Source organism: Barnesiella sp. (assembly GCF_022723415.1).
GTDB lineage: Bacteria > Bacteroidota > Bacteroidia > Bacteroidales > Barnesiellaceae > Barnesiella > Barnesiella intestinihominis.
In genome coordinates, this window is record NZ_JAIJHU010000018.1 from 23748 (window position 1) to 48024 (window position 24277).

The 24277-nt window shown below is 39.9% G+C and carries 19 protein-coding genes; 5 read left to right on the top strand and 14 right to left on the bottom strand.

The window, feature by feature from the left end; all coding sequences use genetic code 11:
• Window positions 1-83: 83 nt before the first annotated feature.
• Both htpG and QVD32_RS05400 read right to left on the bottom strand, forming a co-directional pair.
• Window positions 84-2138 (bottom strand): molecular chaperone HtpG, encoded by a 2055-nt coding sequence (gene htpG / locus QVD32_RS05395; RefSeq protein ID WP_021892592.1) that lies wholly within the window; start codon window positions 2136-2138, stop codon window positions 84-86.
• A gap of 99 nt (window positions 2139-2237) precedes the next feature.
• Entirely contained in the window at window positions 2238-4769 is a 2532-nt protein-coding gene (locus QVD32_RS05400; RefSeq protein ID WP_118687189.1) for an ATP-dependent Clp protease ATP-binding subunit, read from the bottom strand.
• Window positions 4770-4985: 216 nt separating this feature from the next.
• On the opposite strand from QVD32_RS05400, the gene gyrA reads away from it, so the two are divergent.
• The 3 genes from gyrA to QVD32_RS05415 all read left to right on the top strand — a co-directional run bounded on the left by gyrA (window position 4986) and on the right by QVD32_RS05415 (window position 10209).
• Entirely contained in the window at window positions 4986-7484 is a 2499-nt protein-coding gene (gene gyrA / locus QVD32_RS05405) for a DNA gyrase subunit A (protein WP_021892594.1), read from the top strand.
• 35 nt (window positions 7485-7519) lie between these two features.
• Window positions 7520-8785, top strand: coding sequence for a tetratricopeptide repeat protein (locus QVD32_RS05410; protein ID WP_008862046.1), 1266 nt, complete (start codon window positions 7520-7522; stop codon window positions 8783-8785).
• 218 nt (window positions 8786-9003) lie between these two features.
• Window positions 9004-10209 (top strand): THUMP-like domain-containing protein, encoded by a 1206-nt coding sequence (locus tag QVD32_RS05415; RefSeq protein ID WP_046409871.1) that lies wholly within the window; start codon window positions 9004-9006, stop codon window positions 10207-10209.
• On the opposite strand, the gene smpB is transcribed toward QVD32_RS05415, so the two are convergent.
• Window positions 10199-10651 carry an SsrA-binding protein gene (smpB, locus tag QVD32_RS05420; protein ID WP_021892596.1) on the bottom strand — a complete coding sequence of 151 codons (453 nt, stop codon included), beginning with the start codon at window positions 10649-10651 and terminating at the stop codon, window positions 10199-10201. The genes QVD32_RS05415 and smpB overlap by 11 nt on opposite strands.
• A 768-nt stretch (window positions 10652-11419) precedes the next feature.
• Between smpB and QVD32_RS05425 the strand changes: the two genes are divergently transcribed.
• Window positions 11420-12625, top strand: a complete 1206-nt coding sequence (locus QVD32_RS05425; RefSeq protein ID WP_008862042.1) for a pyridoxal phosphate-dependent aminotransferase — start codon at window positions 11420-11422, stop codon at window positions 12623-12625.
• The gene (locus tag QVD32_RS05430; protein ID WP_021892598.1) at window positions 12618-13865 is read left to right on the top strand and encodes an ABC transporter permease; all 1248 of its coding nucleotides are present in this window, start codon (window positions 12618-12620) and stop codon (window positions 13863-13865) included. The genes QVD32_RS05425 and QVD32_RS05430 overlap by 8 nt, the downstream gene beginning before the upstream one ends.
• A gap of 5 nt (window positions 13866-13870) precedes the next feature.
• On the opposite strand, the gene nhaA is transcribed toward QVD32_RS05430, so the two are convergent.
• The 11 genes from nhaA to hisH all read right to left on the bottom strand — a co-directional run bounded on the left by nhaA (window position 13871) and on the right by hisH (window position 24239).
• On the bottom strand, window positions 13871-15220 hold the full coding sequence (nhaA, locus tag QVD32_RS05435) for a Na+/H+ antiporter NhaA (protein ID WP_008862040.1): 1350 nt from the start codon (window positions 15218-15220) through the stop codon (window positions 13871-13873).
• Between the two features lie 79 nt (window positions 15221-15299).
• Window positions 15300-17087, bottom strand: a complete 1788-nt coding sequence (gene lepA, locus QVD32_RS05440) for a translation elongation factor 4 (protein WP_008862039.1) — start codon at window positions 17085-17087, stop codon at window positions 15300-15302.
• A gap of 114 nt (window positions 17088-17201) precedes the next feature.
• A complete protein-coding gene (locus tag QVD32_RS05445) occupies window positions 17202-17750 on the bottom strand; it encodes an NADH peroxidase (RefSeq protein ID WP_008862038.1) in 549 nt (182 codons plus the stop codon).
• Between the two features lie 23 nt (window positions 17751-17773).
• Window positions 17774-18184: a Fur family transcriptional regulator gene (locus QVD32_RS05450; protein ID WP_021892600.1), complete on the bottom strand. Its 411-nt coding sequence runs from the start codon at window positions 18182-18184 to the stop codon at window positions 17774-17776.
• An 89-nt stretch (window positions 18185-18273) separates the two neighbouring features.
• On the bottom strand, window positions 18274-19410 hold the full coding sequence (gene lysA, locus QVD32_RS05455; RefSeq protein ID WP_021892601.1) for a diaminopimelate decarboxylase: 1137 nt from the start codon (window positions 19408-19410) through the stop codon (window positions 18274-18276).
• A gap of 53 nt (window positions 19411-19463) precedes the next feature.
• Window positions 19464-20783: an aspartate kinase gene (locus QVD32_RS05460; RefSeq protein WP_008862035.1), complete on the bottom strand. Its 1320-nt coding sequence runs from the start codon at window positions 20781-20783 to the stop codon at window positions 19464-19466.
• A gap of 89 nt (window positions 20784-20872) precedes the next feature.
• On the bottom strand, window positions 20873-21544 hold the full coding sequence (locus QVD32_RS05465) for a cell division ATP-binding protein FtsE (protein ID WP_008862034.1): 672 nt from the start codon (window positions 21542-21544) through the stop codon (window positions 20873-20875).
• A gap of 6 nt (window positions 21545-21550) precedes the next feature.
• A complete protein-coding gene (hisIE, locus tag QVD32_RS05470; protein WP_118687332.1) occupies window positions 21551-22144 on the bottom strand; it encodes a bifunctional phosphoribosyl-AMP cyclohydrolase/phosphoribosyl-ATP diphosphatase HisIE in 594 nt (197 codons plus the stop codon).
• Window positions 22145-22163: 19 nt separating this feature from the next.
• Window positions 22164-22919, bottom strand: a complete 756-nt coding sequence (hisF, locus tag QVD32_RS05475; protein ID WP_021892603.1) for an imidazole glycerol phosphate synthase subunit HisF — start codon at window positions 22917-22919, stop codon at window positions 22164-22166.
• Window positions 22909-23652: a 1-(5-phosphoribosyl)-5-[(5-phosphoribosylamino)methylideneamino]imidazole-4-carboxamide isomerase gene (hisA, locus tag QVD32_RS05480; protein WP_008862031.1), complete on the bottom strand. Its 744-nt coding sequence runs from the start codon at window positions 23650-23652 to the stop codon at window positions 22909-22911. Before hisA ends, hisF begins: the two co-directional genes overlap by 11 nt.
• A complete protein-coding gene (gene hisH, locus QVD32_RS05485) occupies window positions 23649-24239 on the bottom strand; it encodes an imidazole glycerol phosphate synthase subunit HisH (protein ID WP_021892604.1) in 591 nt (196 codons plus the stop codon). Before hisH ends, hisA begins: the two co-directional genes overlap by 4 nt.
• Window positions 24240-24277: the final 38 nt, after the last annotated feature.

Below are 24277 nucleotides of genomic sequence, written 5' to 3' on the forward strand. Positions count from 1 at the left end.
ATCCACATTCGCTATTAAAGTATCAGTTTAATATTATATTTGCGAACAGATATTAAAGCGTTACTTTATATCTGTATAGCTTGTTAGAGCATTTCAACCGACCGTTTGATAAATTTACTCAGAGCCTCTCCCTTCAACATATTATTGGAAAGCAGAGCCAAGTCGACCAACTGACGAACCAAAGGTGTCCGGTCGGCATAAGTCTTCAATATATCCGATTCCTTTGCTCTCAATTCTTTTGCCTTTTCCTCAGCATGCTTCAAAGCCTCCTTATCTGCTACGGGAATTTCATCGTCCTTTTTATCTTTTTTTGCCTCTTGTAACCGTTCGATTTCTTCATTGACAGTTTTCAGCTCGTCCAATATAGGAGTTAATTCACTCTTACAAGCACTTTCGGTATCAGCAATAACCTTTTGCGAAAGAGGGTGATCTGTGTTCACTATGAGGTTATAGCTATCGGGAAGCTCCCCATAGAAAGCCATTCCTGATTGTATAGCAGCCATATCTTTCATACGACGCATAAATTCATTTTGCGTAATAACGATAGGTTGAGCAGTCGCACCTACGGGCTCGAACATAACCAAGAAATCGCTTTTCTCCATAGCAGGGATCTGCGATTTGAAAACAGAAGTCATCATATCGCGCTGTTGCTCATCGAGAGCTGTATTTGAAGTTGTATCCGATTTCTTGATTAGTTTATCGATCAGATCGCTATCCACGCGCACGAAACGGCTTTTCTCCAATTTCTGCTCCAACATACCGATGAAATGAGGGTCCAACTGTCCGTTCATCAATAGCACATCGTAGCCTCTTGATACAGCCGTATCGATATAACTGTATTGTGCTTCCTTATCAGTGGCATACAGATAAACGAGTTGTCCGTCTTTATCGGTTTGGTTACCCTCTATCAGTTTTTTATATTCATCGAGCGTATAATATTTATCCTCCGTATCTTTCAATAATACGAATTTCTGAGCACGCTCGTAGAATTTCTCATCAGACAGCATACCATATTCGATGAAGATTTTCAAATCGTCCCATTTCTCCTCGAACTGTTTGTGATCGCTGTTGAATATCTCTTGCAGACGTTCCGAAACCTTTTTAGTGATATACCCCGATATTTTCTTTACATTAGAATCGCTTTGCAGATATGAACGCGAAACATTCAACGGAATATCGGGTGAATCAATCACACCCTGTAAAAGCATTAGGAAATCAGGGACGATACCCTCTACCGAATCGGTAACGAATACTTGGTTGCAATATAATTGTATCTTGTATCGATTGATATCGATATTATTTTTGATTTTCGGGAAATAAAGAATCCCCGTCAACTTAAACGGATAGTCGATATTCAAATGAATCCAAAACAGAGGTTCATCTATTCCCGGATAAAGATCGGCATAGAATTTCCTGTAATCTTCATCGGTCAAATCTGTCGGCTTCCGAGTCCATGCAGGCTCCATATCATTAATGACCCTATCCTTGTCTGTATCGACATATTTCCCGTCTTTCCATTCTTGTTCTTTTCCAAACACAACGGGAACAGGCAAGAAACGACAATATTTTTTCAACAGGGTCTCGATACGTTGTTCTTCAAGGAATTCCTTATTGTCATCATCGACATATAAAATAATATCTGTTCCCCGTTCGCTCTTTTCAATATCGGTCATCTCGTAAGCCGGAGAACCATCGCAGCTCCACATGACTGCTTGGGCTCCTTCTTTATAGGATAATGTACGTATTTCTACTTTTTTGGAAACCATGAAAGAAGAATAAAATCCCAGCCCGAAATGCCCGATAATGGCATTCGCGTCATTTTTATATTTTTCCAAGAACTCTTCGGCCCCCGAAAAAGCAATTTGATTGATATATTTGTCTATCTCTTCGGCTGTCATTCCTATACCGCGATCCGATATAGTCAACGTCCCCTTATTTTTATCAATCGACACTGTGACATTCATCGTGCCTAACTCACCTTTGAAATCGCCAAAAGAAGATAATGTCTTCAATTTCTGAGTGGCATCCACAGCATTAGAAACGAGCTCCCTTAAAAATATTTCATGGTCGCTATACAAAAATTTTTTAATGACGGGGAAGATATTGTCGGTTGTAACCCCAATTGTACCTTTTTGCATAATTGTATATTTTTATCATTTAAATTTCTGACTATGATTTTTCAAAAAAAATGCCAGACTCAAAGAGTCTGACATTTTGACTTATTCAACTATTATTTGTCATTTCGTTTGGGAATTATGAATCGAAGACACGATCTTCTGATTCTCCTTATCGAAATCAACGACAATAGTATCACCTTCTTGAACCGTCGCCCGAATAATCATTTCGGCAAGTTTATCTTCGAGGTATTTCTGTATGGCCCGTTTTAGAGGTCGGGCTCCAAACTGAATATCATACCCCTTTTCGGCAATAAAGTTTTTGGCATCGTCAGTAATAGTCAGATGATAACCCAGTGTTTCCACCCGTTTGTAAAATCCGCTTAATTCCAAATCGATAATTTTGAAAATAGATTCTTTATCCAATTGGTCGAACATTACAATATCGTCGATACGATTTAAAAATTCGGGAGAGAAAGCTCTATTCAACGCCTTTTGTATAACACCCCTCGAATAATCCTTTTCCGAAACAGTATTAGTCGAGAATCCTACTCCTTGTCCAAAATCCTTTAATTGACGCGTACCGATATTAGATGTCATAATCAGAATCGTATTCTTAAAATCGATTCTGCGCCCCAAGCTATCGGTTAGGCGCCCTTCGTCTAAGACTTGCAACAATAGATTAAAGACATCGGGGTGAGCCTTTTCTATTTCATCGAGCAGCACAACCGAATAGGGTTTACGTCTCACTTTCTCCGTTAACTGTCCTCCTTCCTCATATCCCACATATCCCGGAGGGGCTCCGACCAGTCTGGACACAGTAAATTTCTCCATATATTCACTCATGTCTATTCGGATAAGAGCATCTTTCGAGTCAAATAAGTATTCGGCCAATTTCTTTGCTAAATGAGTCTTACCCACACCCGTAGGGCCCAAAAACATGAAAGTGCCGATAGGTTTCCCCGGATCCTTTAATCCTACACGATTTCGCTGTATCGCTTTTACAATTTTATCGACAGCATCATCTTGCCCAATAATTTCGCGCTTCAACTCTCCCGACATAGCTAAAAGTTTATTTCCCTCAGCTTGTGCGATACGCTGCACCGGGACACCAGTCATCATAGCGACAACTTCGGCAACCTTTTCCTCATTGACAATCTCTCTATGTTGTTGCATCTGCCTTTCCCAGTTTGCTTTCGCCGATTCAAGGGAAAGTTGCAATTCTTTTTCCTTGTCTCTAAAACTCGCCGCAAGCTCATAGTTTTGGGATTTAACAGCATTTATTTTATCTTCCCGGCAAGTCTCTATTTGAGCCTCCAAACTTTCGATTTCTTTGGGGACAATAATATTAGAAACATGCACTCGCGCCCCAGCTTCGTCCAATGCATCAATGGCTTTGTCCGGGAAATTACGGTCACTTATGTAACGGTCTGTCAATTTGACACACGCCTCCAATGCATCATCGGTATAGGTGACATTATGGTGATCCTCGTACCTACCTTTTATATTATTGAGGATTTGCAGAGTCTCCTCGGGAGTTGTAGGCTCGACCATAATCTTTTGGAAACGGCGTTCCAAAGCACCATCTTTTTCTATATTTTTCCTATATTCATCGAGTGTTGTAGCACCGATACACTGAATCTCTCCCCGCGAAAGAGCCGGTTTTAACATATTGGCAGCATCAAGAGACCCTGTGGCTCCACCTGCACCGACAATAGTATGAATCTCGTCGATAAATAAAATAATATTCGGATTCTTCGACAACTCATTTAGAATTGCTTTTATACGCTCCTCGAATTGTCCTCTATATTTTGTTCCTGCTACAATCGAGGCCATGTCGAGAGAGACAAGTCTCTTATCGAATAGCACCCTCGACACTTTACGTTGCACGATTCTCAAAGCAAGACCTTCTACTATCGCAGATTTTCCTACACCGGGTTCCCCTATAAGAACCGGATTATTCTTCTTTCTTCGGCTCAATACTTGTGCCAATCGTTCAATTTCGTTTTCACGTCCGACAACAGGGTCGAGCCGACCTTCTTCGGCAGCCTTTGTCATATCGGTCCCAAAGTTGTCCAATACGGGAGTTTCATTATTACTACGCTGAGCAGTCGTACTATTTCCGCTTTGCTGTTCCCTCCGATAATTTCGGTCTTCCTCCAATTCGTCGTCATCATCGTCCGTAAATCCGGCGCCCATGCTCGGCGAAGGGAAATCCGGCTTCTCATTACCTTTTAAAAAAGCTGCCACTTCGTCATAAGTTATGTCATTCGTGTTTAAAATTTTTGCAGCAGAAGAGTCTGGCTCTTTCAATATAGCCAACAATAAATGTTCGGTGTCGGTCTCCGAACTTTTCATAAATCGAGCTTCAAGCATACTCATCTTTAAAACTCTATCTGTGCTTTTACTAATAGTCAATTCATTCGTTTGTTCCATGTGATTATTGGAAGCGGACAGTTCATTTTCCAATGAACTTTTCAGTGTTCGGAGGGAAGCTCCGAGCCCGACCAATACATCGACAGCACGATTTGCGCCGTCACGTATAATTCCTAACAATAAATGCTCGGGAACAATGTTGGAATTTTGAAGGCGTTCAGCCTCTTCCCGGCTATAACCGAGAATTTCCTTAACATGTTGTGAGAAGTTTCTTTCCATAAACAATCTGTCTCCTTTTATTGATTTAGCAAATATACCACCTTTAAGCCGAATAATGGCGGGTATTTATTAGTTTATTACATATAACAAATAATATGCCGAAAATTCCTATTCACAAAAGATTATTTCTTGAATTTGGTATCTCGATTTTTCAAAAAATGGTTATCTTTGTACGCTAAACAGCATAATTTGTATAACCAATTTTCATCAAAATAAATGATTGATCAAGATAGAATTTTAAAAATAGACATCAAACAAGAGATGCAATCGGCCTACATCGATTATTCTATGTCGGTGATTGTAGCTCGTGCCTTACCCGATGTAAGAGATGGTTTTAAACCGGTACACCGCAGAGTTCTGTTCGGTATGGACAAATTGGGTAACACATCGGATAAGCCTTATAAGAAATCAGCAAGAATCGTGGGAGATGTGCTGGGTAAATATCACCCGCATGGCGATTCGTCGGTATATTTTGCATTGGTGCGTATGGCGCAACCCTGGTCTTTACGTTATCCTTTGGTCGATGGGCAAGGCAACTTCGGGTCTGTCGATGGTGATAGCCCTGCTGCCATGCGTTATACCGAAGCTCGCCTTTCTCGTATCGCAGAAGAGATGCTTCGAGATATTGAAAAAGATACGGTCGATTTTACTCCAAACTTCGATAACACATTAGAAGAGCCAACTGTTTTGCCGACCCGAATTCCCAACTTACTAGTCAATGGAGCTTCGGGTATTGCTGTGGGTATGGCAACGAATATGCCCCCTCATAACCTGTCGGAATGTATAGATGCTTCTGTTGCCCTAATCGACGACAGAGAATTGACAGTAGAAGACCTAATGCAATATATCAAGGCTCCCGACTTCCCCACAGGAGGTATTATTTATGGTTTTGCAGGGGTAAAAGATGCTTTCGAAACAGGCCGGGGCAGAATTGTCATTCGGGCAAAAGCCGAGATTGAAGTAGACAGCACCACAGGGCGAGAAACCATCGTCGTATCTGAAATACCATATGCCGTCAATAAGTCGGAATTGATTAAGAAAATCGCCGATTTGGTGGAAGAAAAACGGTTAGAAGGTATTTCCAACATCAACGATGAATCCGACCGAGCCGGAATGAGAATCGTTATCGAAGTAAAACGAGATGCCAATGCAAGCGTTATTTTAAATAAATTATTCAAAATGACCGACTTGCAATCCTCTTTCAGTGTCAATAATATTGCTTTGGTAAACGGGCGTCCTCAAACACTAAATCTAAAACAACTGTTAGAGGCGTTTGTGGATCATCGCCACGAAGTCGTTATTCGCCGCACTCGTTTCGATCTGGCGAAAGCCGAAGAAAGGGCGCATATTCTTGAAGGACTTATTATTGCATCCGATCACATAGACGAAGTCGTTAAACTGATTCGGTCATCACGGACTCGTGAAGAAGCCAAGACACGTTTAATGGAGCGATTCTCGTTGAGCGAAAAACAAGCTCAGGCCATCGTAGATATGCGTCTTGGACAGTTGACCGGTTTGGATCAGGACAAACTGAGGAACGAATACGCCGAGGTGGAAAAAATGATTGCCTATTACAAAGAAATTCTCGCCGATGAGTCTGTTTGTATGAAAGTGGTAAAAGACGAGCTTCTCGAAATAAAAGAGAAGTATGGCGACGAACGTAAAACAGAAATTATTTATTCCTCGGAAGAGTTCAATGCTGAGGACTTCTATGCCGACGACGAAATGATTATCACCATATCGCACATGGGATATATCAAACGGACCCCTCTGTCCGAATTCCGTGCTCAAAATCGAGGAGGAGTCGGAGCAAAAGGAAGCAATACTCGTGAAGAAGATTTCATCGAGTATATCTATCCGGCATCAATGCACAATTATATGTTGTTCTTTACCCAAAAGGGTAAATGCTATTGGCTGAAAGTCTACGAAATCCCCGAAGGTGCTAAAAACTCAAAGGGACGGGCCATTCAAAATATGCTCAATATAGAGTCCGACGACAAGGTAAACGCATTCATTCGGGTAAAAAAATTACAAGACCCCGAATACAATATGTCTCATAACTTACTATTCTGTACGCGTAAAGGTGTAATAAAAAAGACAAAACTCGAAGCCTATTCGCGTCCTCGACAGAACGGAGTAAACGCGATTACGATTCGGGAAGACGATCAAGTTATACAAGTGCGTCTCACCACGGGAGACAGTCAAATAATTATCGCCAACAAAAACGGTCGCGCTATTCGATTCCATGAAAGTGCAGTACGCGAAATGGGACGTAATGCAACAGGCGTAAAGGGTATGACCCTTGACGATAATGGCGATGAAGTGGTAGGAATGATTTGTGTAAACGATCCCGAAAAAGAAACCATCATGGTTGTCTCGGAGCAAGGCTATGGAAAACGCTCTCTTATAGAAGATTATCGAATAACAAACCGAGGAGGGAAAGGCGTAAAAACGCTGAATATTACCGATAAGACAGGCTGTTTGGTAGCGATTAAATGCGTAACAGATGAAAATGATTTGGTAATCATAAACAAATCGGGCATTACTCTACGAATGAAAGTAGCCGACGTACGAGTCATGGGACGGGCAACACAGGGTGTAAGATTAATAAACTTGGAAAAACGTAACGATGAAATAGCATCGGTTTGCAAAGTTTTATCAGAAAGTGTCGATGAAAACTTACAAGACGATAACGTAACCGAAGTTGCCGAATAAATTTAGATATAATTAATTTTTAAAATAAAAACGCAATGAAAAAAACAACATTAACGGTAGTATTACTGCTTTCTATCATTTGCGCATTTGGTCAAAAGAAAGCTGTAAATAGGGCATTTAGCGAAGCTAAAATGGAAAAACCCAACTTTCAGGAAGCCCGTGATAATATTAAAGGAGCACTAACAAATCCAGAAACTAAGGACGATGCTAAAACTTGGTATGTTGCAGGATTTGTAGAAAACTCCTATTTTGAAAAAGACAATGTTCAGAAAACATTGGGAATGACATTGAAAGACGGTGACGGACCAATGTATGATGCGTTAGTAAAAAGTTATGAATATTTTCTTCAAGCCATCGCATTAGACACTTTGCCCAACGAAAAAGGGAAAATCAAACCCCGATATGTCAAAGACATAAGAAAAACATTAAAACAAAACATCGATGGATATGCCAATGCAGGAGTTTATTATTTCACACAAAAAGAGTATAAAAAAGCATACGATGTGTGGGGTATCTATCTAAATATTCCTAAGATGTCTATCATGAAAGGCGAAAAAGAAGGCCTTCCGGCAGATTCAACTCTGGCTATTTTAGAATTTAACAGGGCATTGGCAGCACTTCAAACCAATGATACCACATTAGCCATAAAAGCGTTGAACGAAGCAAAAGGAAATGGATACAATCAAAACGATATCTATAAATATCTCGTATATGAATATGAGATGACACAAGATACGGCCAATCTGATTAAAACACTTCAAGAAGGTGAAAAACTATTCAAAAACGAAATGGTTGAAGTGAAAGACGAGAACGGAAATACCAAAATGCAGAAAGAGAATACCTACACATTGAAGTTGATCAATCTCTATATATTTAGCGGGAAATACGATGAAGCCATAGCTACACTCGAATCCGTATTGGCCGACGAACCTAACAATGCAGAATATTGGAATGTAAAAGGAAATCTGTATGAATCCCAGAAAAAGTACGATCAATCCATAGAATGTTTTGAGAAGGCAATCTCCATAAATCCATCTTATGCCGATGCTTTGGGCAGCATAGGACGTGTTTATTTTAATCTGGCTGTTCAAAAAAATAATGAAATCAGCACGATAACAGACAATGCGAAATATACAGAAGCAAGAGAAAAAGAAGTTCTTCCTTTGTTTGAGAAATCTCGTCCTTATTACGAAAAAGCATATGAATTGAAACCGGACGAACCCGACTATAAATATGCATTACGTAATATCTATTATAATTTGAACGATGCAGAAAAATTAAAAGCTATTGAAGGTCAATAATTTTCGCCTTGCATAGATAATTCATAGGGAAATCCGATTCACATTTCATGTGGATCGGATTTTTTGTAAATATATAAATCGTTGTCTTTCATTTTATTAAATTAATATTCCCAATATTTTATTTAACATAATACAAATTATAGGACAAATTTAATTCAAATAATAATATATCCTCCACAAACTCTTTAATTCGATATATAATTTGTATATTTGTAAATATGATGTACCAAAAATCTATTCAGAATTTTATTTTAGAATATTCTGATTTTGATACTAATAAGTTACGGTTGAAAAATATCCAAGCTGATTTTGATGTAGCTTGGGCCATTCAACAAATCGAAGCCCGTAAAAAGATACGCGACAAGCTACCTACATGGGCTTCAAACATGAATATTGTTTTCCCATCTATTCTATCGACAGAACAATGTTCCTCGGAACTGACCGCACGATATAAGCAAAATTTGATAATTCCGGGAGATACTGTCGATTTGACCGGAGGCTTAGGTGTAGACAGTTTCTTTTTTTCTCAAAAATCAGATCACGTAGTTTATGTGGAGCAATTAGCCGAATATTGCCGAGCGGCAAAACAAAACTTTAAAAACTTATGTACCGATAACATAACCGTTACGCACGACGACTGCATAAACTTTCTACAAAATAACGATCGACATTTTCAAAATATATATATCGATCCTGCGAGAAGAGGCTCCTGCAATAAACGGATATTCGCTATCGACGAATGTGAGCCTAATGTAATAGAGCTTATGCCTATACTTTTCCAATGCGGGAAACGTATCATAATAAAGGTATCTCCTATGGTCGATATAACAGCTACCCTTTCTCTCTTACCAGATATTTCAGAGGTACATGTTGTATCCGTAAAAAACGAATGTAAGGAATTATTATTAGTCATCGATACCGAGTCGGAAAAATCGAGTGATCGAGATACGATTATTCATTGTATACAAATCAATTCTTTTGACAATATATCGGATTTCACGTTTGGAATAAAACAAGAAAAAGGCCTTCCCTACTCGACTTTTTGTAAAAGTATAAAGAAATACCTCTATGAGCCCAATACATCTATACTCAAAGCAGGGGCTTATAAATCTATCGCTATTGAATATGACATAGAAAAGTTACAAGCCAATAGCCATTTGTATACTTCGGACAACTACATCTCTAATTTTCCGGGACGGAAATTTGAGATCATAGAAACAGTTACATTCAATTCGAAAAATATAAAAGATATCAAAACGAAATATCCTCAGACAAACCTATCGACACGTAATTTTCCCCTAACCACAGCAGAATTACAGAAAAAGTTAAAGACCAAGGACGGAGGTGATTTATATCTTTTCGCTACAACCCTATCGAATGACAACAAAGTATTAATTATCTGCAAGAGAGCGACTAACGCTTAAACATTCGATCCATTTGCCGTTTATCCTCTCTCTCCTTAATCGAATCTCGCTTATCGTATTCTTTTTTACCCTTAGCGATAGCAATAACCACTTTTGCCAATCCCTTCTCATTAATAAAAACTCGTGTCGGTATTATTGAAAACCCCGATTCTTTGGCAGCCCTCTCTATTTTCTGAATTTCTTTATGAGTTAATAAAAGCTTTCTGTCTCGCCGAGAAGAATGATTGTTATAAGAACCATAGAAATACTCGGCTATATACATATTTTTTATCCAGATTTCTCCATTATTGATGTAACAAAAAGAGTCCGTCAGCCCGGCCTTACCCAACCGAATTGACTTTATTTCAGTTCCAGACAGCACAATTCCCGCATGAAAGGTATCGAGCAATTCATAATCGAAACTCGCCCTCTTATTTTTTATATTTATTTGTGGTAACTTCATTTCTATACTAATTAAATCAATCCGGGCATCAAAAAGTACAACAGTTTCTGAATGGACAAAGGTATAACAAGAAATAATATGGTTGTAGCCACTACGTATAAAATATTTTTTTGATCTGGAATTTCCATATACCTTTGACTGTTCCAAATCACATAGGCTAACAGAAGGGGTAAAAAATCAACTATAGACGGAAGTTCTATAAACAATCGGATAACAAAAATGGAAATATCAAACAACATATACAATGCCAATGTGTATCCGACAAAACGTTTTATACGAGACTCAGGTTGCAAAACCTCCAACATGTAAGTCGAAAAAATTTTCATTACATATACAAGAGCATAGAAGCCGGCAAAAAATTTCACAAATTCCACGATCGCCAACTGCAAAGCTCTTGGTAAAGAAGCATCGTTAAAAAAATGTCCTAAAAAGGATACTATCGCAGTTATTCCCATAAGCGGATATAGGAATTGATTCAAAAATATTTGTGTCGCATACGGCACTTTATCCATTTTTTGCCATGTCTTCCCGGGAGAAACAATAAGCAAAAAGAGATGCTTCAAATCGTTCATAAAACTGCTGTATTTCTATATTTGTATGCAAATATAGCATTATTTATTCTATTTTACGACTTCTCTCTTCATATTCTACTATCTCCATAAGGAAAGAAAAAAGTAAAATTCTTATCTTTGTATTTTAAAAATAAAAAATAGACACCCCGTTTGATATCGCATATTTCATAGGTTAGTCTATATTAAATTAAAAAGTATGCCCACAATCTCTCATAGAGGCGAAGTCATGCCGGCCTCTCCTATACGAAAACTCGTTCCTCTCGCCAACAAAGCCAAAGAAAAAGGAATAAAAGTTTTTCATCTAAACATCGGGCAACCCGATTTGCCGACTCCTCAAATAGGGTTGGATGCGTTACGGCACATGCATCGCCGAATACTGGAATACAGTCCCAGTGAGGGCATAAAAAGCCTTCGGGAAAAGTTAGTCCAATATTATGACAAATTCCATATTCATGTGACAGCCGATGATATAATCATCACCACAGGAGGCTCTGAGGCTGTATTATTCTCATTCATGGCTTGTCTGGACCCCGGCGATGAAATTATTGTTCCAGAACCGGCATACGCCAACTACATGGCATTCGCTATCTCGGCCGGAGCAGTAATCAAAACTTTACCCTCTTCTATTGAAGAAGGCTTCGCATTACCTTCTATTGAAAAATTCGAATCTCTAATTACGCCAAAAACTAAGGCTATACTAATCTGTAATCCCAATAATCCCACAGGGTACTTATACACCCAAAGAGAAATGAACCAAATACGGGATCTGGTAAAGAAATATGATTTGTTCCTATTCTCCGACGAAGTATATCGGGAATTTTGCTATACAGGAGCGCCCTATATATCGGCTTTCCACTTAGAAGGGATTGAAGAACAGGTAGTGTTAATAGATTCTGTTTCAAAAAGATACAGCGAATGCGGAATTCGCATAGGAGCCCTGATCACTCGACATAAAGAATTAAAAAAGAGTGTTATGAAATTCTGTCAGGCCAGACTCAGTCCACCGCTTTTAGGACAAATCGTAGCCGAAGCCTCTATCGATGCTCCCGAAAGTTATATGCTTTCTACCTATAACGAGTATGTAGAACGGCGTAAACACCTAATTGACGGTTTAAACCGAATTCCGGGGTGTTACTCCCCTATCCCTATGGGAGCATTCTACACCGTGGCTCGATTACCGGTAGATAATGCCGATAAATTCTGTGAATGGTGTTTATCTGAATTCGAGTACGAAGGACAAACCATATTTATGGCTCCCGCCTCAGGGTTCTATACCACGCCCGGATTGGGGAAAAACGAAGTTCGTTTAGCCTATGTACTGGAAAAAGAAGAACTATCAAAAGCTCTAATCGTTTTACAAAAAGCATTAGAAACATACCCCGGCCGCACCATCAATGAATAATTGGAAATTATATATTGCTAATCGCATACATTTCGACAAACAGCATCGAAAAAAAGCTACCCCACCGGCCGTACGTGTAGCTGTGGCCGGTGTTGCGCTAGGATTAGCCATAATGATACTGTCGGTTGCGATTGTCATCGGTTTCAAAAAAGAAATCCGAAGCAAAGTTGTAGGATTCGGCGCTCACATTCAGATAACGTCATTCGATAATAACATGACTTACGAAAAGCAGCCAATTCAATATACCGATAGTCTGCGTGAAATATTGTCAGAATGCGATGGCATCACAAAAATAGACCCTATCGGGACAAAACTGGGTATGATAAAGACCGATACCGATTTTATGGGAACGGTTCTGAAAGGAGTTACCCCCGACTATAACTGGTCTTTTTTCAAGAAATATCTGGTCGATGGCTGTTTACCCAAAATTCAAGACTCAATAATATCCAACGAAGTCCTCGTTTCCAAAACCATAGCAGATAAATTGGACCTGCATATCGGGGATAAAATATACTGCTACTTTGTCCAAGAGCAAGTAAGAGCCCGACGATTTTCTATTTCAGGAATATATCAGACCGATTTTTCGGATTATGACAAACTGTTGATTATCGGAGATGTAAGACATATTCAACGCCTTAACGATTGGAATCCAGACCAGTATAGCGAAATAGAACTAATGGTAAAAGATTTCGATAGAGCCGACGACATAGCATATGAACTATATACACAATTAATAGACCGTCCCGATGATTATGGAACACATTATTATCCTCAATCCATTCGCACATTGAATCCGGTCTTTTTCGGCTGGCTCGATTTACTCGATATGAACGTCTGGATCATACTTATTCTCATGGCTGCCGTATCTGGCTTTACCATGATTTCAGGATTGCTCATTATTATATTGGAACGAGCGAATATGATTGGCATATTGAAAGCATTAGGAGCGAACAATACCTCTATTCGGAAAATATTTTTATACGTATCGGTTTTCCTTGTCGGGAAAGGTATGATATGGGGAAATATTATTGGTGTCGTCTTATGCCTGATTCAACGACACTTTCACATTGTAACACTCAATCCCGAAGCATACTACGTACCTTATGTTCCTATCGAAATAAATTTTTGGTACGTTTTATGGTTGAACATCGGCTGCATGCTTGTATCGGTTTTGATGTTGATCGCACCTTCCTATTTGGTTGCGCTTATTCGCCCGGCCAAATCTATAAAATTTGAATAAGCGCCCTACTCGACTTCTTGTTGCTTCGGTAAAAACAGGTTGAGTAAGATATATCCTAAAATACCGGATACGAGAGACCCCATTACAATACCGAGTTTCGCATGCTCCAACAATTCTATTCCTTCTGGCCCCATATTACCAAAAGAAAGATTTGCAATAAACAAAGATACTGTAAAACCAATACCACCCAACACAGATACTGCCGCTAACGACTTCCATGTAGAGTGTGTCGGCATCGGAACAATTTTCAGTTTAATGATTAACCAAGAAGAGAAAAAGATACCCACAAATTTTCCGAACAACAACCCGACAAAAACAGCCAAACTAATACCCGTAAATAACGAAGACAATTCTATTCCCGACAAAACGATCCCTGCATTGGCAAAAGCGAATAAAGGGATAATAAGATAGTTGATCACGGGATGCAATGTATCTTCAAGGTCTTGTAACGGGCTTATCACTTTATCGGATGCAGATTCTATACTCTTCAAACAGTTTATTTGATCTTTGGAGAGCATTATCGAGCTATCGCTGTCCCCATGAAACTGTTCCTGCGGGAAATTAGCTATTTCATCTCGAATCGTACTGATAAAACGAGTAGTCGCCAATACCGGTTTAGCGGGAATACAGAAAGCCACTAATACACCGGCTATCGTAGGGTGAATACCTGAATTTAAGAATAAAAACCAAACTACACCGCCAAGTATGAAATAGAACATTTTACTATTGATTCCGGCACGTCCGCCCAACCATAAAATCAAAAATATGCCGGCAGCATAAAACAAGTAAGTAACCGATATATGACTGGAATAGAAAATCGCAATAACCAATATACCTCCTATGTCATCGACCACCGCCAATGTTGTTAGGAATATTTTCAAGGAAATGGGGACTCTTTTTCCCAACATAGCCAAAACGCCCAATGAAAAAGCAATATCTGTCGCCATAGGAATGGCACTCCCTCTCAGGAAATCACTGCCTCTGCCAATATACATAAATAATAAAACAGGAATAACCATTCCACCAATAGCAGCAACGATCGGTAATAATGCTTGCTTTATGGACGTCAATTCTCCAACCAATACCTCTCTCTTTATTTCCAGTCCGATAGAAAAAAAGAAAATCGCCATCAATGCATCGTTGATAAATTCCATTACGGTCATAGGATGCCCATTATGGCTAAATAAGTTGAAATCCCCCAACTGTAAAGATATAGGTTGTGCCCACCAAGAAAAATACATATCGGCAATCGGAGAATTAGCGATGATAAAAGCCAACAATGTCGCCACTATCAAAACATTACCTCCACTGGCATAATTTTTAATCGACTTTTTTATGGCATATAAGCTATCCATATAACATTCCGTATTTGTAATTTAAACAAAGAAAGCCTTTTACGGTTTTCCAATGACGAAAAAAAGAATCCGAATTACCCTAATCGAGTTTCAATACCGCTAGAAATGCTTTTTGAGGCACTTCTACCGAACCGATTTGTTTCATACGCTTTTTCCCTTTTTTCTGTTTTTCCAACAGTTTTCGTTTCCGGCTAATATCACCGCCATAACATTTTGCCGTAACATCTTTACGCACTGGTTTGATCGTTTCTCTGGCTATAATTTTAGCCCCGATTGCGGCCTGAATAGCAATCTCGAATTGCTGGCGAGGAATAAGCTCTTTCAACTTTTCACACATTCTTCGTCCAAAAGTTACCGCATTGTCTACGTGCGTCAACGTCGACAAAGCATCCACCGACTCCCCGTTTAAAAGAATATCGAGTTTGACCAATTTAGACTCCCTGAAATCATGAATATGATAATCGAAAGAAGCATACCCTTTCGATATACTTTTAAGTTTATCATAGAAATCAATGACAATTTCTCCTAACGGCATATCGTAGATAATCTCTACTCTATTCCCCGATATATATTCCTGCTTGACCAGCTCTCCACGCTTCCCCAGACACAAAGTCATAATAGGTCCGATGTAGTCGGTCGAAGTAATGACCGATGCCCGTATATAAGGTTCTTCGATGTGATCTATCAACGTAGGATCCGGCAATCCAGAAGGATTATGAACCTCCACCATTGCACCTTTCTTATCGTAAACCTTATAAGAAACATTCGGAACCGTAGTAATAACGTCCATATTGAATTCTCTATCCAATCTTTCCTGAATAATTTCCATATGGAGCAGCCCCAAAAAGCCACATCGGAAACCAAAGCCCAAAGCCGCAGATGATTCAGGTTGAAAAGTCAAGGATGCATCGTTTAATTGCAGCTTTTCCAATGAAGCTCTCAGGTTCTCAAAATCTTCTGTTTCGATGGGATACACTCCGGCAAAGACCATAGGCTTAACTTCTTCGAATCCATCGATTGCCGAAGAACACGGTCGCTCTATATGGGTAATCGTATCTCCCACTTTCACCTCTCTGGACGTTTTTATTCCGGAAATAATGTATCCTACATCGCCGGCCGACAACTCTTTTCGAGGAACCATATCCAATTTCAAAACACCTATCTCATCGGCCTCATACTCTTTTCCGGTCGCAACGAATTTTACCTTATCGCCGGTTTTTATTCGTCCGTTACAAATTTTGAAATAAGCGATAATTCCTCTAAATGAGTTAAATACAGAATCGAAAATAAGGCACTGTAACGGTGCATCCACATCTCCCTGAGGAGGATTTACCCGTTCTATAATAGCCGAAAGAATATCTTCGACCCCCTGTCCTGTTTTTCCGCTGGCACGTATAATTTCTTCCCGTTTACACCCCAGCAAATCAATAATTTGATCTTCTACTTCATCGGGACGAGCGCTATCCAAATCTACTTTATTGACAACCGGTATGATTTCCAAGTCATGTTCAATCGCCATATACAGATTGGAAATAGTCTGTGCTTGTATTCCCTGAGAGGCATCGACGATAAGCAATGCACCTTCACATGCGGCAATAGACCGAGAAACTTCATAAGAGAAATCCACGTGCCCCGGAGTGTCTATAAGATTCAGAATATACTTCTCACCCTTGTAAATATATTCCATCTGTATTGCATGACTTTTGATCGTAATTCCCCGTTCTCGCTCCAAATCCATATTGTCGAGAACTTGATCCTGTAAATCTTTGTCTGCAATGGTTTTGGTATACTCCAACAAGCGATCGGCCAAGGTACTTTTTCCGTGGTCTATATGTGCAATAATACAAAAATTGCGTATATTTTTCATTGAAATTAATCTGATAATGTGCGCAAAGATAACGATTTTTACAATAATGGGCAATAGATAAAAAGGGGGTAGCTCACAAGATGAGCTACCCCTCTTACAAATATAAATACAATTTTATTTCTTGAAATAACGATTGTATAAACCTTCGAAGCCTTTACCGTGGCGAGCTTCGTCCTTAGCCATTTCATGTACAGTGTCATGTATAGCATCATAGCCAAGTTCTTTGGCACGTTTTGCAATACGCATTTTGTCTGCACAAGCTCCACTTTCAGCTTCCATACGAGCTTTTAGATTTTTCTCTGTATTCCAAACGATTTCTCCCAAAAGTTCTGCAAACTTAGATGCATGTTCAGCCTCTTCCCAAGCATAACGTTTAAAGGCTTCTGCCACTTCGGGATAACCTTCACGATCTGCCTGACGGCTCATGGCAAGGTACATACCTACTTCGGTACATTCACCCATGAAATGAGCTTTAAGACCCTCCATAACTTCGGCATCCTCTACTACACCGTCACCGATATGATGTTCCGTTACAAAATCAAGTTCATCTGATTCAACAACTTCTTTGAATTTTGAACGAGGTTGTTTACATTGCGGGCAAAATTCAGGAGCTTCATCACCTTCGTATACGTAACCGCATACTGTACAAATAAATTTTTTCATGATTGGTTATTTTAGTTAGTTATTTAATGTTGAGTTTTCTTCTGGCAAGTTGGACACGTTCCCTTACAATAAACTTGAATATCAGAAATATCATAATCCTTCAAAGATTCTATTTGTAAAGGGGGTAAATCAAAATCGAATATCTCTCCGCAAGAAGCACATTTAAAATGCAAATGCGGAGTCTCCCGGGCATCAAAACGGGCATTTTTCTCATCGATCGTAATCATCTGTATAACACCGTGTTCTGTCAATAAATTTAAAGTGTTATAAACAGTAGCTTTGGACAACGTCGGAATAGATGGATATAAAGCATTGAATATCGTATCGGCTGTGGGGTGTGTATGGTGTGTCATCAAATAATCCAACACGGCCATGCGTTGCACCGAAGGCTTTATATTATATCGTCGTAATCTATTTTGTGCCGATTCTTTCATCTTTCTTTATTTGTAATGATTACAATTTTGTAATGGCAAAAATAATATATTTCTAAATACGAAAATAAAAATTATTGTTAATAATTTTATTATTCTATCAAATATCCGGGTAATGTCCTACAATTATACTGGGAAGCCATAGCCTCCCCATAAGCGCCTGCCGATCGAATGGCAATCAAATCACCTCTTTTTGTCTCGTTGAGCATTACATCTTTCCCGAAACAATCCGAAGATTCACAAATAGGTCCAACGACATCATATCGACACTTCTCCATATCCGAAGTAATATTCTCGATACAATGATGTGCCTGATAAAGTGCCGGACGAATCAAATCGGTCATACCGGCATCTACGATAACAAACTGTTTTTCGATACCCTTCTTGACATATAGTACTCTGGTTATCAACGATCCGCATTGACAAACGATAGAACGTCCCAACTCGAAATGCAACTGTTGGCCCCCTCTCAAATTCAGATTATGCTGAAAAATATCGAAATAACGACCGAAATCGGGAATAGGATTTTTATCGGGATTTTCGTAATCGACTCCCAATCCACCACCTACATTAATATGTTTTACTTGAATATTGCGCTTCGACAAATCGTCTTGTAGTTGATTGATTCGCTCGCAAAGAACGTGAAATGTTTCTAAATTCAATATCTGAGACCCTATGTGAAAATGAAATCCCACGAGCTGAACATGCGGAGAACGTTGTATTTGCGAAAATATCGAATCCAACATTTCGATAGGAATACCGAATTTATTTTCACTAAGTCCTGTCGTAATATACTCATGAGTATGAGCATCGATATTCGGATTAATACGCAATGCAATCGAAGCTATATTCTCCTTTTTCTTGGCAAGTTCTTCTATAACCGACAACTCCTCTGCCGATTCCACATTAAAGCAAAATATCTTCTTTTCAAGGGCATATTCTATTTCCCAGTCGGCCTTTCCAACCCCGGCAAATACAATTTTTTTTGCAGGAAACCCAGCCTCCAAAGCAGCTTTTATTTCCCCTCCGCTCACACAATCGGCTCCTATTCCCGAAGCCGCGATAAGTTTCAATATTTCTGGATTAGCATTGGCTTTTACAGCATAATGAACATGATAATTCCGTTCTCCTGCCAAGCGAATCAGTTTTGCTAATGTGTTACTCAGCAATGTTTTATCATAATAATAAAAAGGAGTCCTCGTTATATTGAAATGGCTGATGGGAAACATTATACATACAAAAATTTAAATGTCATGTAGAGATATTTCTACATGACAATATATTATTTATTCTCAAAAAGATAATGACTTAAAGACCGAAGAGCCTTTACCTTATCTTCCCGGCGAACCAAAAATGAAATATTGTAGTTACTTCCTCCATAAGATATCATTCGCACGGGAATATCTTTCATGGCTTGAACAGCTTCGGACTCAAATCCGACATTATTCCATTCCAAATCCCCGACAACGCAAATGATCACCATATCTTCATCGACAGTCACGGTTCCGAATTTACGCAAATCGTCGAGAATTTCTTGCAGGTGTTTGGTGTTGTCTATCGTAAGAGAAACTCCCACCTCCGATGTCGTCACCATATCGATAGAAGTCTGATAACTTTCAAATATTTCGAATACCTTCCGCAAGAAACCATACGCCAATAACATTCTCCCCGATTTTATTTTTATGGCTGTAATATTCTCCTTCGCGGCAATTGCTTTAATTTGCCCATCTGATGAATGATCGTAAATCAGAGTACCCGGAGCCTCGGGCTGCATCGTATTGAGAAGTCTCACCGGAATATTATTCAACTTGGCCGGCAATACACATGTAGGATGCAATATCTTCGCACCGAAGTAGGCCAATTCTGCGGCCTCCTCAAATTGCAGGAAACGAACAGGCTTCGTGTTCTCTACAAACCGAGGGTCGTTATTGTGCATGCCATCGATATCGGTCCATATTTGTATCTCTTCTGAATTGATTGCCGCACCTATCAACGACGCAGAATAATCGCTACCTCCTCTTTGAAGGTTATCTATTTCTCCATAAGCATTCCTGCATATATATCCCTGAGTAATGTAAATTTCGGCATCTGGACTTTCTTGAAGCAATGAAAGCAATTTATTTTTAATAAATTGGTTGTCAGGCTCCGAATTCTTGTCTGTGCGCATATAATCAAGAGCAGGGATAATAACCGATTTCACTCCTTGCTCCAATAAATAGTTATTCATCATCGCAGTCGACATCAACTCGCCCTGAGCCAAAATAACTTTTTCCTCAAATAAAGTGAACAAATCTTTTGTAAAGGAACGAATATGGTCGAAACACCCTTTAATTACTTCGAGTGTCTTTTGCTTATACTCGTCGGTACTATACAATTCGTCTATGACTTTATTATATTTCCTTTCGAGATTTCCGATCGTTTCCCTAGCGCCATCTGTATTTTTCTTATACAAATAATCAGATATTTCCACTAAGGTATTCGTTGTTCCGGCCATAGCCGATAACACTACGATTTTCCGATTCCCATCACAAATTAATTTGGCAACATCTTTCATGCATTGAGCACTGCCGACGGAAGTTCCACCAAATTTGAGTACTTTCATTTTTTATTTACTTGTTTTTAATATAACAAAACGGTTCTTATTTCTTCGCAAAAATATGTCTTTTTTGCGGGATTATCAACTATTCGCCATTAAACTTCTACCAAACTTTTATCTTCGCATTTCAAGATTCTTCCCGGGAATTCCTCTACCAAATTCAAATTGTGAGTCGTCATGATAACGGCGGTTCCTGTTTCGCAGATGTGATGAAGTAACGACACGATTTGTTGCCCGGTTTGAGGATCGAGATTTCCGGTAGGCTCATCGGCCAAGATGATTTTAGGCGAATTCAATAAAGCTCTGGCTATGACGATTCGCTGCTGTTCACCCCCCGATAGCTCATGAGGCATTTTGTAAGATTTTTTGCGCATGCCCACTTGATCCAAAACTTCCGACACACGGGTGTCTATCTCCTCTCTATCTTTCCAACCGGTAGCCCTCAAAACAAAAGCAAGGTTCTCGTATACCGAACGATCGGTCAATAACTGAAAATCTTGAAACACGATACCCAGTTTTCGTCTCAAATTGGGTATCTCTTTATTTTTGAGGTGACGAACATCGAAATCAAGCACAATTGCCTCTCCTTCATAAATAGGCAAATCGGCATACATCGTTTTCAGCAGACTACTTTTTCCACTACCCACACGTCCGATGAAATAGACAAATTCACCGCTGTATAACTCAAAATTGATATGTTTCAATATAGTCAGTTCCTCCCGGCAAATCTGCACATCGGTATATTTGACAAGCAACTTCTTTTCCATAGCTTTTTATTGATGTCTTTTCTGTAATTCTCGAACTAAATCTTCTATGCGATGCCCTTTCGAAGTAAGCAACACGATCAAATGGTACAACAAATCCGAGGCTTCATAAATAAGACGGTCATCGGTCCCATTCGTAGCTTCGATGATTGTCTCCACAGCCTCCTCTCCCACTTTCTGTGCCATACGGTTTATCCCCGACTGAAAAAGCGAGGTGGTATATGAGCCTTGGGGCATCTCTTGTTTTCTCCGTTCTATGAAATCTTGCAAATACCCGATGAATGAAAGCGCATCTTCATTTTTTTCTCCAAAACAAGTATCCGTCCCGGTATGACATACAGGGCCACACGGAGTTGCTTTAATCAAAAGCGTATCGTTATCACAGTCCGGTAGAATGGATTTCACCTCTAAGAAATTTCCGCTTTGTTCTCCTTTGATCCACAATCGACCTTTCGTCCGACTGAAAAATGTCACTCGATTCGTATCTAAGGTTTTATGAAATGCCGCTTCATTCATAAACCCTACCATAAGTACTTTTTGAGTAACATCGTCTTGAACGACGGCTGGAACAAGCCCACCCATTTTTTCGAAATCCAACTGAATCGTTTCTTTTTCCATAAATCTACCTCCTCACAGGAATACCACTTTCCGATAAATATTTTTTCAACTCAGGAATCGTTATCTCGCCAAAATGAAATACGCCCGCAGCCAATGCGGCATCGGCCTTGCCACGGAGAAACGCATCTTTAAAATGCGCCTTCGTACCCGCTCCTCCCGAAGCTATGATTGGGATAGGTAATAGTCGGTGAAGTTCCAATAACGCTTCATGGGCATATCCGCTTCGAGTGCCATCATGAGTCATGCTTGTAAAGAGTACCTCACCCGCTCCCCTTTCAGCTGCTTCCAAAGCCCATTCAAAAAGCGTTCGTTGGGTAGCGACTTTTCCACCATTCGAATAACAAACCCAGTTTCCATTTTCAAAGTTAGCATCTATTGCGATAACACAAACTTGTGAACCGAATTTTTTTGCCACATCGTCTATAATTTGCGGATTTTTCAGAGCCGAAGAATTCAACGACACTTTATCCGCCCCTACATTCAATAAACGGTCTATATCTTGCAAAGAGTTGACACCGCCTCCGACAGTAAAAGGTATGTCGATACGGGAAGCCACCCGTTTCACCAAATCGGTGAACGTGCTACGACCCTCGCTCGACGCAGTTATATCGAGGTAAACAAGTTCATCGGCTCCCTCTTTACTGTATATTTCGCCCAATAAAACCGGGTCGCCGGCCTCTTTGAAATCCACAAACTTCGTTCCCTTCACAGTCTTTCCGTCTTTCACGTCGAGACACGGTATAATACGTTTAGCCAACATAACTTTGATTTTTAGCGACAAACCGGGATATTTCCGACAATAATATTTTCCCCTCGTAAATCGATTTTCCCAATATTACGGCAGGAACACCTATGGATTGCAACGACTCTATGTCGTTCCACGAAGCGACTCCCCCGCTCGCAATTAGGTAAATTTCGGGAATCTCCGACAGCATGGATTCATACAAATTCACGGCACAGCCCTCCAACATACCATCTCGGCTTATATCTGTCGTTATTACTTTATAAACACCCGCCTGAGCATATTCGCGGACATACGGAATCAATTCCCACTCCGATTCTTCGAGCCACCCGTTTATTGATATTTTCCCGTCTCGGGTATCTGCACCCAAAATTATATGCTCTTTGCCATACCGATCGAGCCATTGGAGGAACAAACTACGATTCTTCACAGCGATACTTCCTCCCGTCACCATATCGGCGCCGCACTCAAATGCGATACGCAAGTCTTCGTCACTTTTTATTCCTCCGCCAAAATCGACGGAAAGAGTCGTATGAGTAGCTATTTGTTCAAGCGTCCTATAATTTACGACATGATCGGCTTTCGCACCGTCCAAATCGACCAAATGTAGCCTGTTCAATCCATTGTCTTGAAACGCTTTCGCCACTTCCAACGGATTTTCATCATATACCTTTCGACAAGAGTAATCCCCTCGCGACAACCGGACACATCGACCGTTCATTATATCTATGGCAGGAATCAACTCGATCATAACGAAAGAAAATTTTCAAGAATTCGCATACCCACTGTACCGCTCTTTTCCACATGGAACTGGGTCGCATAAAAATTACCTTTATTTAAAGCCGCACTAAATGGAATTACATAGTTACACTCCGCCACGGAAAACGCCGATACAGGAGCATAATAACTATGTACAAAATAGGCATAGCTACCTTCGGGAATACCGGCGAACAAAGGGCCTTTCAAACAAGTCAACGCATTCCACCCCATGTGAGGAATCTTCTGTTCGGTATCTTCTGGAACAAATCGACGGACTACCGTATCGAATATACCCAATGTGTCAACATCTCCTTCTTCGGAGTGTTTGCATAAAAGCTGCAATCCGATGCAAATAGCCAACACCGGCTGCGTGAGATCGACGATAACCCTATCTAACCCGTGCTCTTGCAAATATTTCATCGCCGAAGAAGCCTCTCCCACTCCGGGAAAAAGAACCTTGTCGGATTGCGACAACACGTCGGGAGAATCGCTAACAACCGGCGTTACACCCAATCGGCGTAACGCACATTCGACCGAATATACATTTCCGGCATTATATTTTATGATAGAGACTTTCATAAATTATAAAATTGCCACATTTATATTTGCAAATATAA

Excerpts from the sequence above, each read along its gene's own strand:
- htpG (WP_021892592.1), bottom strand. The coding sequence starts at position 2,138 with ATGCAAAAAGGTACAATTGGGGTTACAACCGACAATATCTTCCCCGTC.
- QVD32_RS05400 (WP_118687189.1), bottom strand. The coding sequence starts at position 4,769 with ATGGAAAGAAACTTCTCACAACATGTTAAGGAAATTCTCGGTTATAGC.
- gyrA (WP_021892594.1), top strand. The coding sequence starts at position 4,986 with ATGATTGATCAAGATAGAATTTTAAAAATAGACATCAAACAAGAGATG.
- QVD32_RS05410 (WP_008862046.1), top strand. The coding sequence starts at position 7,520 with ATGAAAAAAACAACATTAACGGTAGTATTACTGCTTTCTATCATTTGC.
- QVD32_RS05415 (WP_046409871.1), top strand. The coding sequence starts at position 9,004 with ATGATGTACCAAAAATCTATTCAGAATTTTATTTTAGAATATTCTGAT.
- smpB (WP_021892596.1), bottom strand. The coding sequence starts at position 10,651 with ATGAAGTTACCACAAATAAATATAAAAAATAAGAGGGCGAGTTTCGAT.
- QVD32_RS05425 (WP_008862042.1), top strand. The coding sequence starts at position 11,420 with ATGCCCACAATCTCTCATAGAGGCGAAGTCATGCCGGCCTCTCCTATA.
- QVD32_RS05430 (WP_021892598.1), top strand. The coding sequence starts at position 12,618 with ATGAATAATTGGAAATTATATATTGCTAATCGCATACATTTCGACAAA.
- nhaA (WP_008862040.1), bottom strand. The coding sequence starts at position 15,220 with ATGGATAGCTTATATGCCATAAAAAAGTCGATTAAAAATTATGCCAGT.
- lepA (WP_008862039.1), bottom strand. The coding sequence starts at position 17,087 with ATGAAAAATATACGCAATTTTTGTATTATTGCACATATAGACCACGGA.
- QVD32_RS05445 (WP_008862038.1), bottom strand. The coding sequence starts at position 17,750 with ATGAAAAAATTTATTTGTACAGTATGCGGTTACGTATACGAAGGTGAT.
- QVD32_RS05450 (WP_021892600.1), bottom strand. The coding sequence starts at position 18,184 with ATGAAAGAATCGGCACAAAATAGATTACGACGATATAATATAAAGCCT.
- lysA (WP_021892601.1), bottom strand. The coding sequence starts at position 19,410 with ATGTTTCCCATCAGCCATTTCAATATAACGAGGACTCCTTTTTATTAT.
- QVD32_RS05460 (WP_008862035.1), bottom strand. The coding sequence starts at position 20,783 with ATGAAAGTACTCAAATTTGGTGGAACTTCCGTCGGCAGTGCTCAATGC.
- QVD32_RS05465 (WP_008862034.1), bottom strand. The coding sequence starts at position 21,544 with ATGGAAAAGAAGTTGCTTGTCAAATATACCGATGTGCAGATTTGCCGG.
- hisF (WP_021892603.1), bottom strand. The coding sequence starts at position 22,919 with ATGTTGGCTAAACGTATTATACCGTGTCTCGACGTGAAAGACGGAAAG.
- hisA (WP_008862031.1), bottom strand. The coding sequence starts at position 23,652 with ATGATCGAGTTGATTCCTGCCATAGATATAATGAACGGTCGATGTGTC.
- hisH (WP_021892604.1), bottom strand. The coding sequence starts at position 24,239 with ATGAAAGTCTCTATCATAAAATATAATGCCGGAAATGTATATTCGGTC.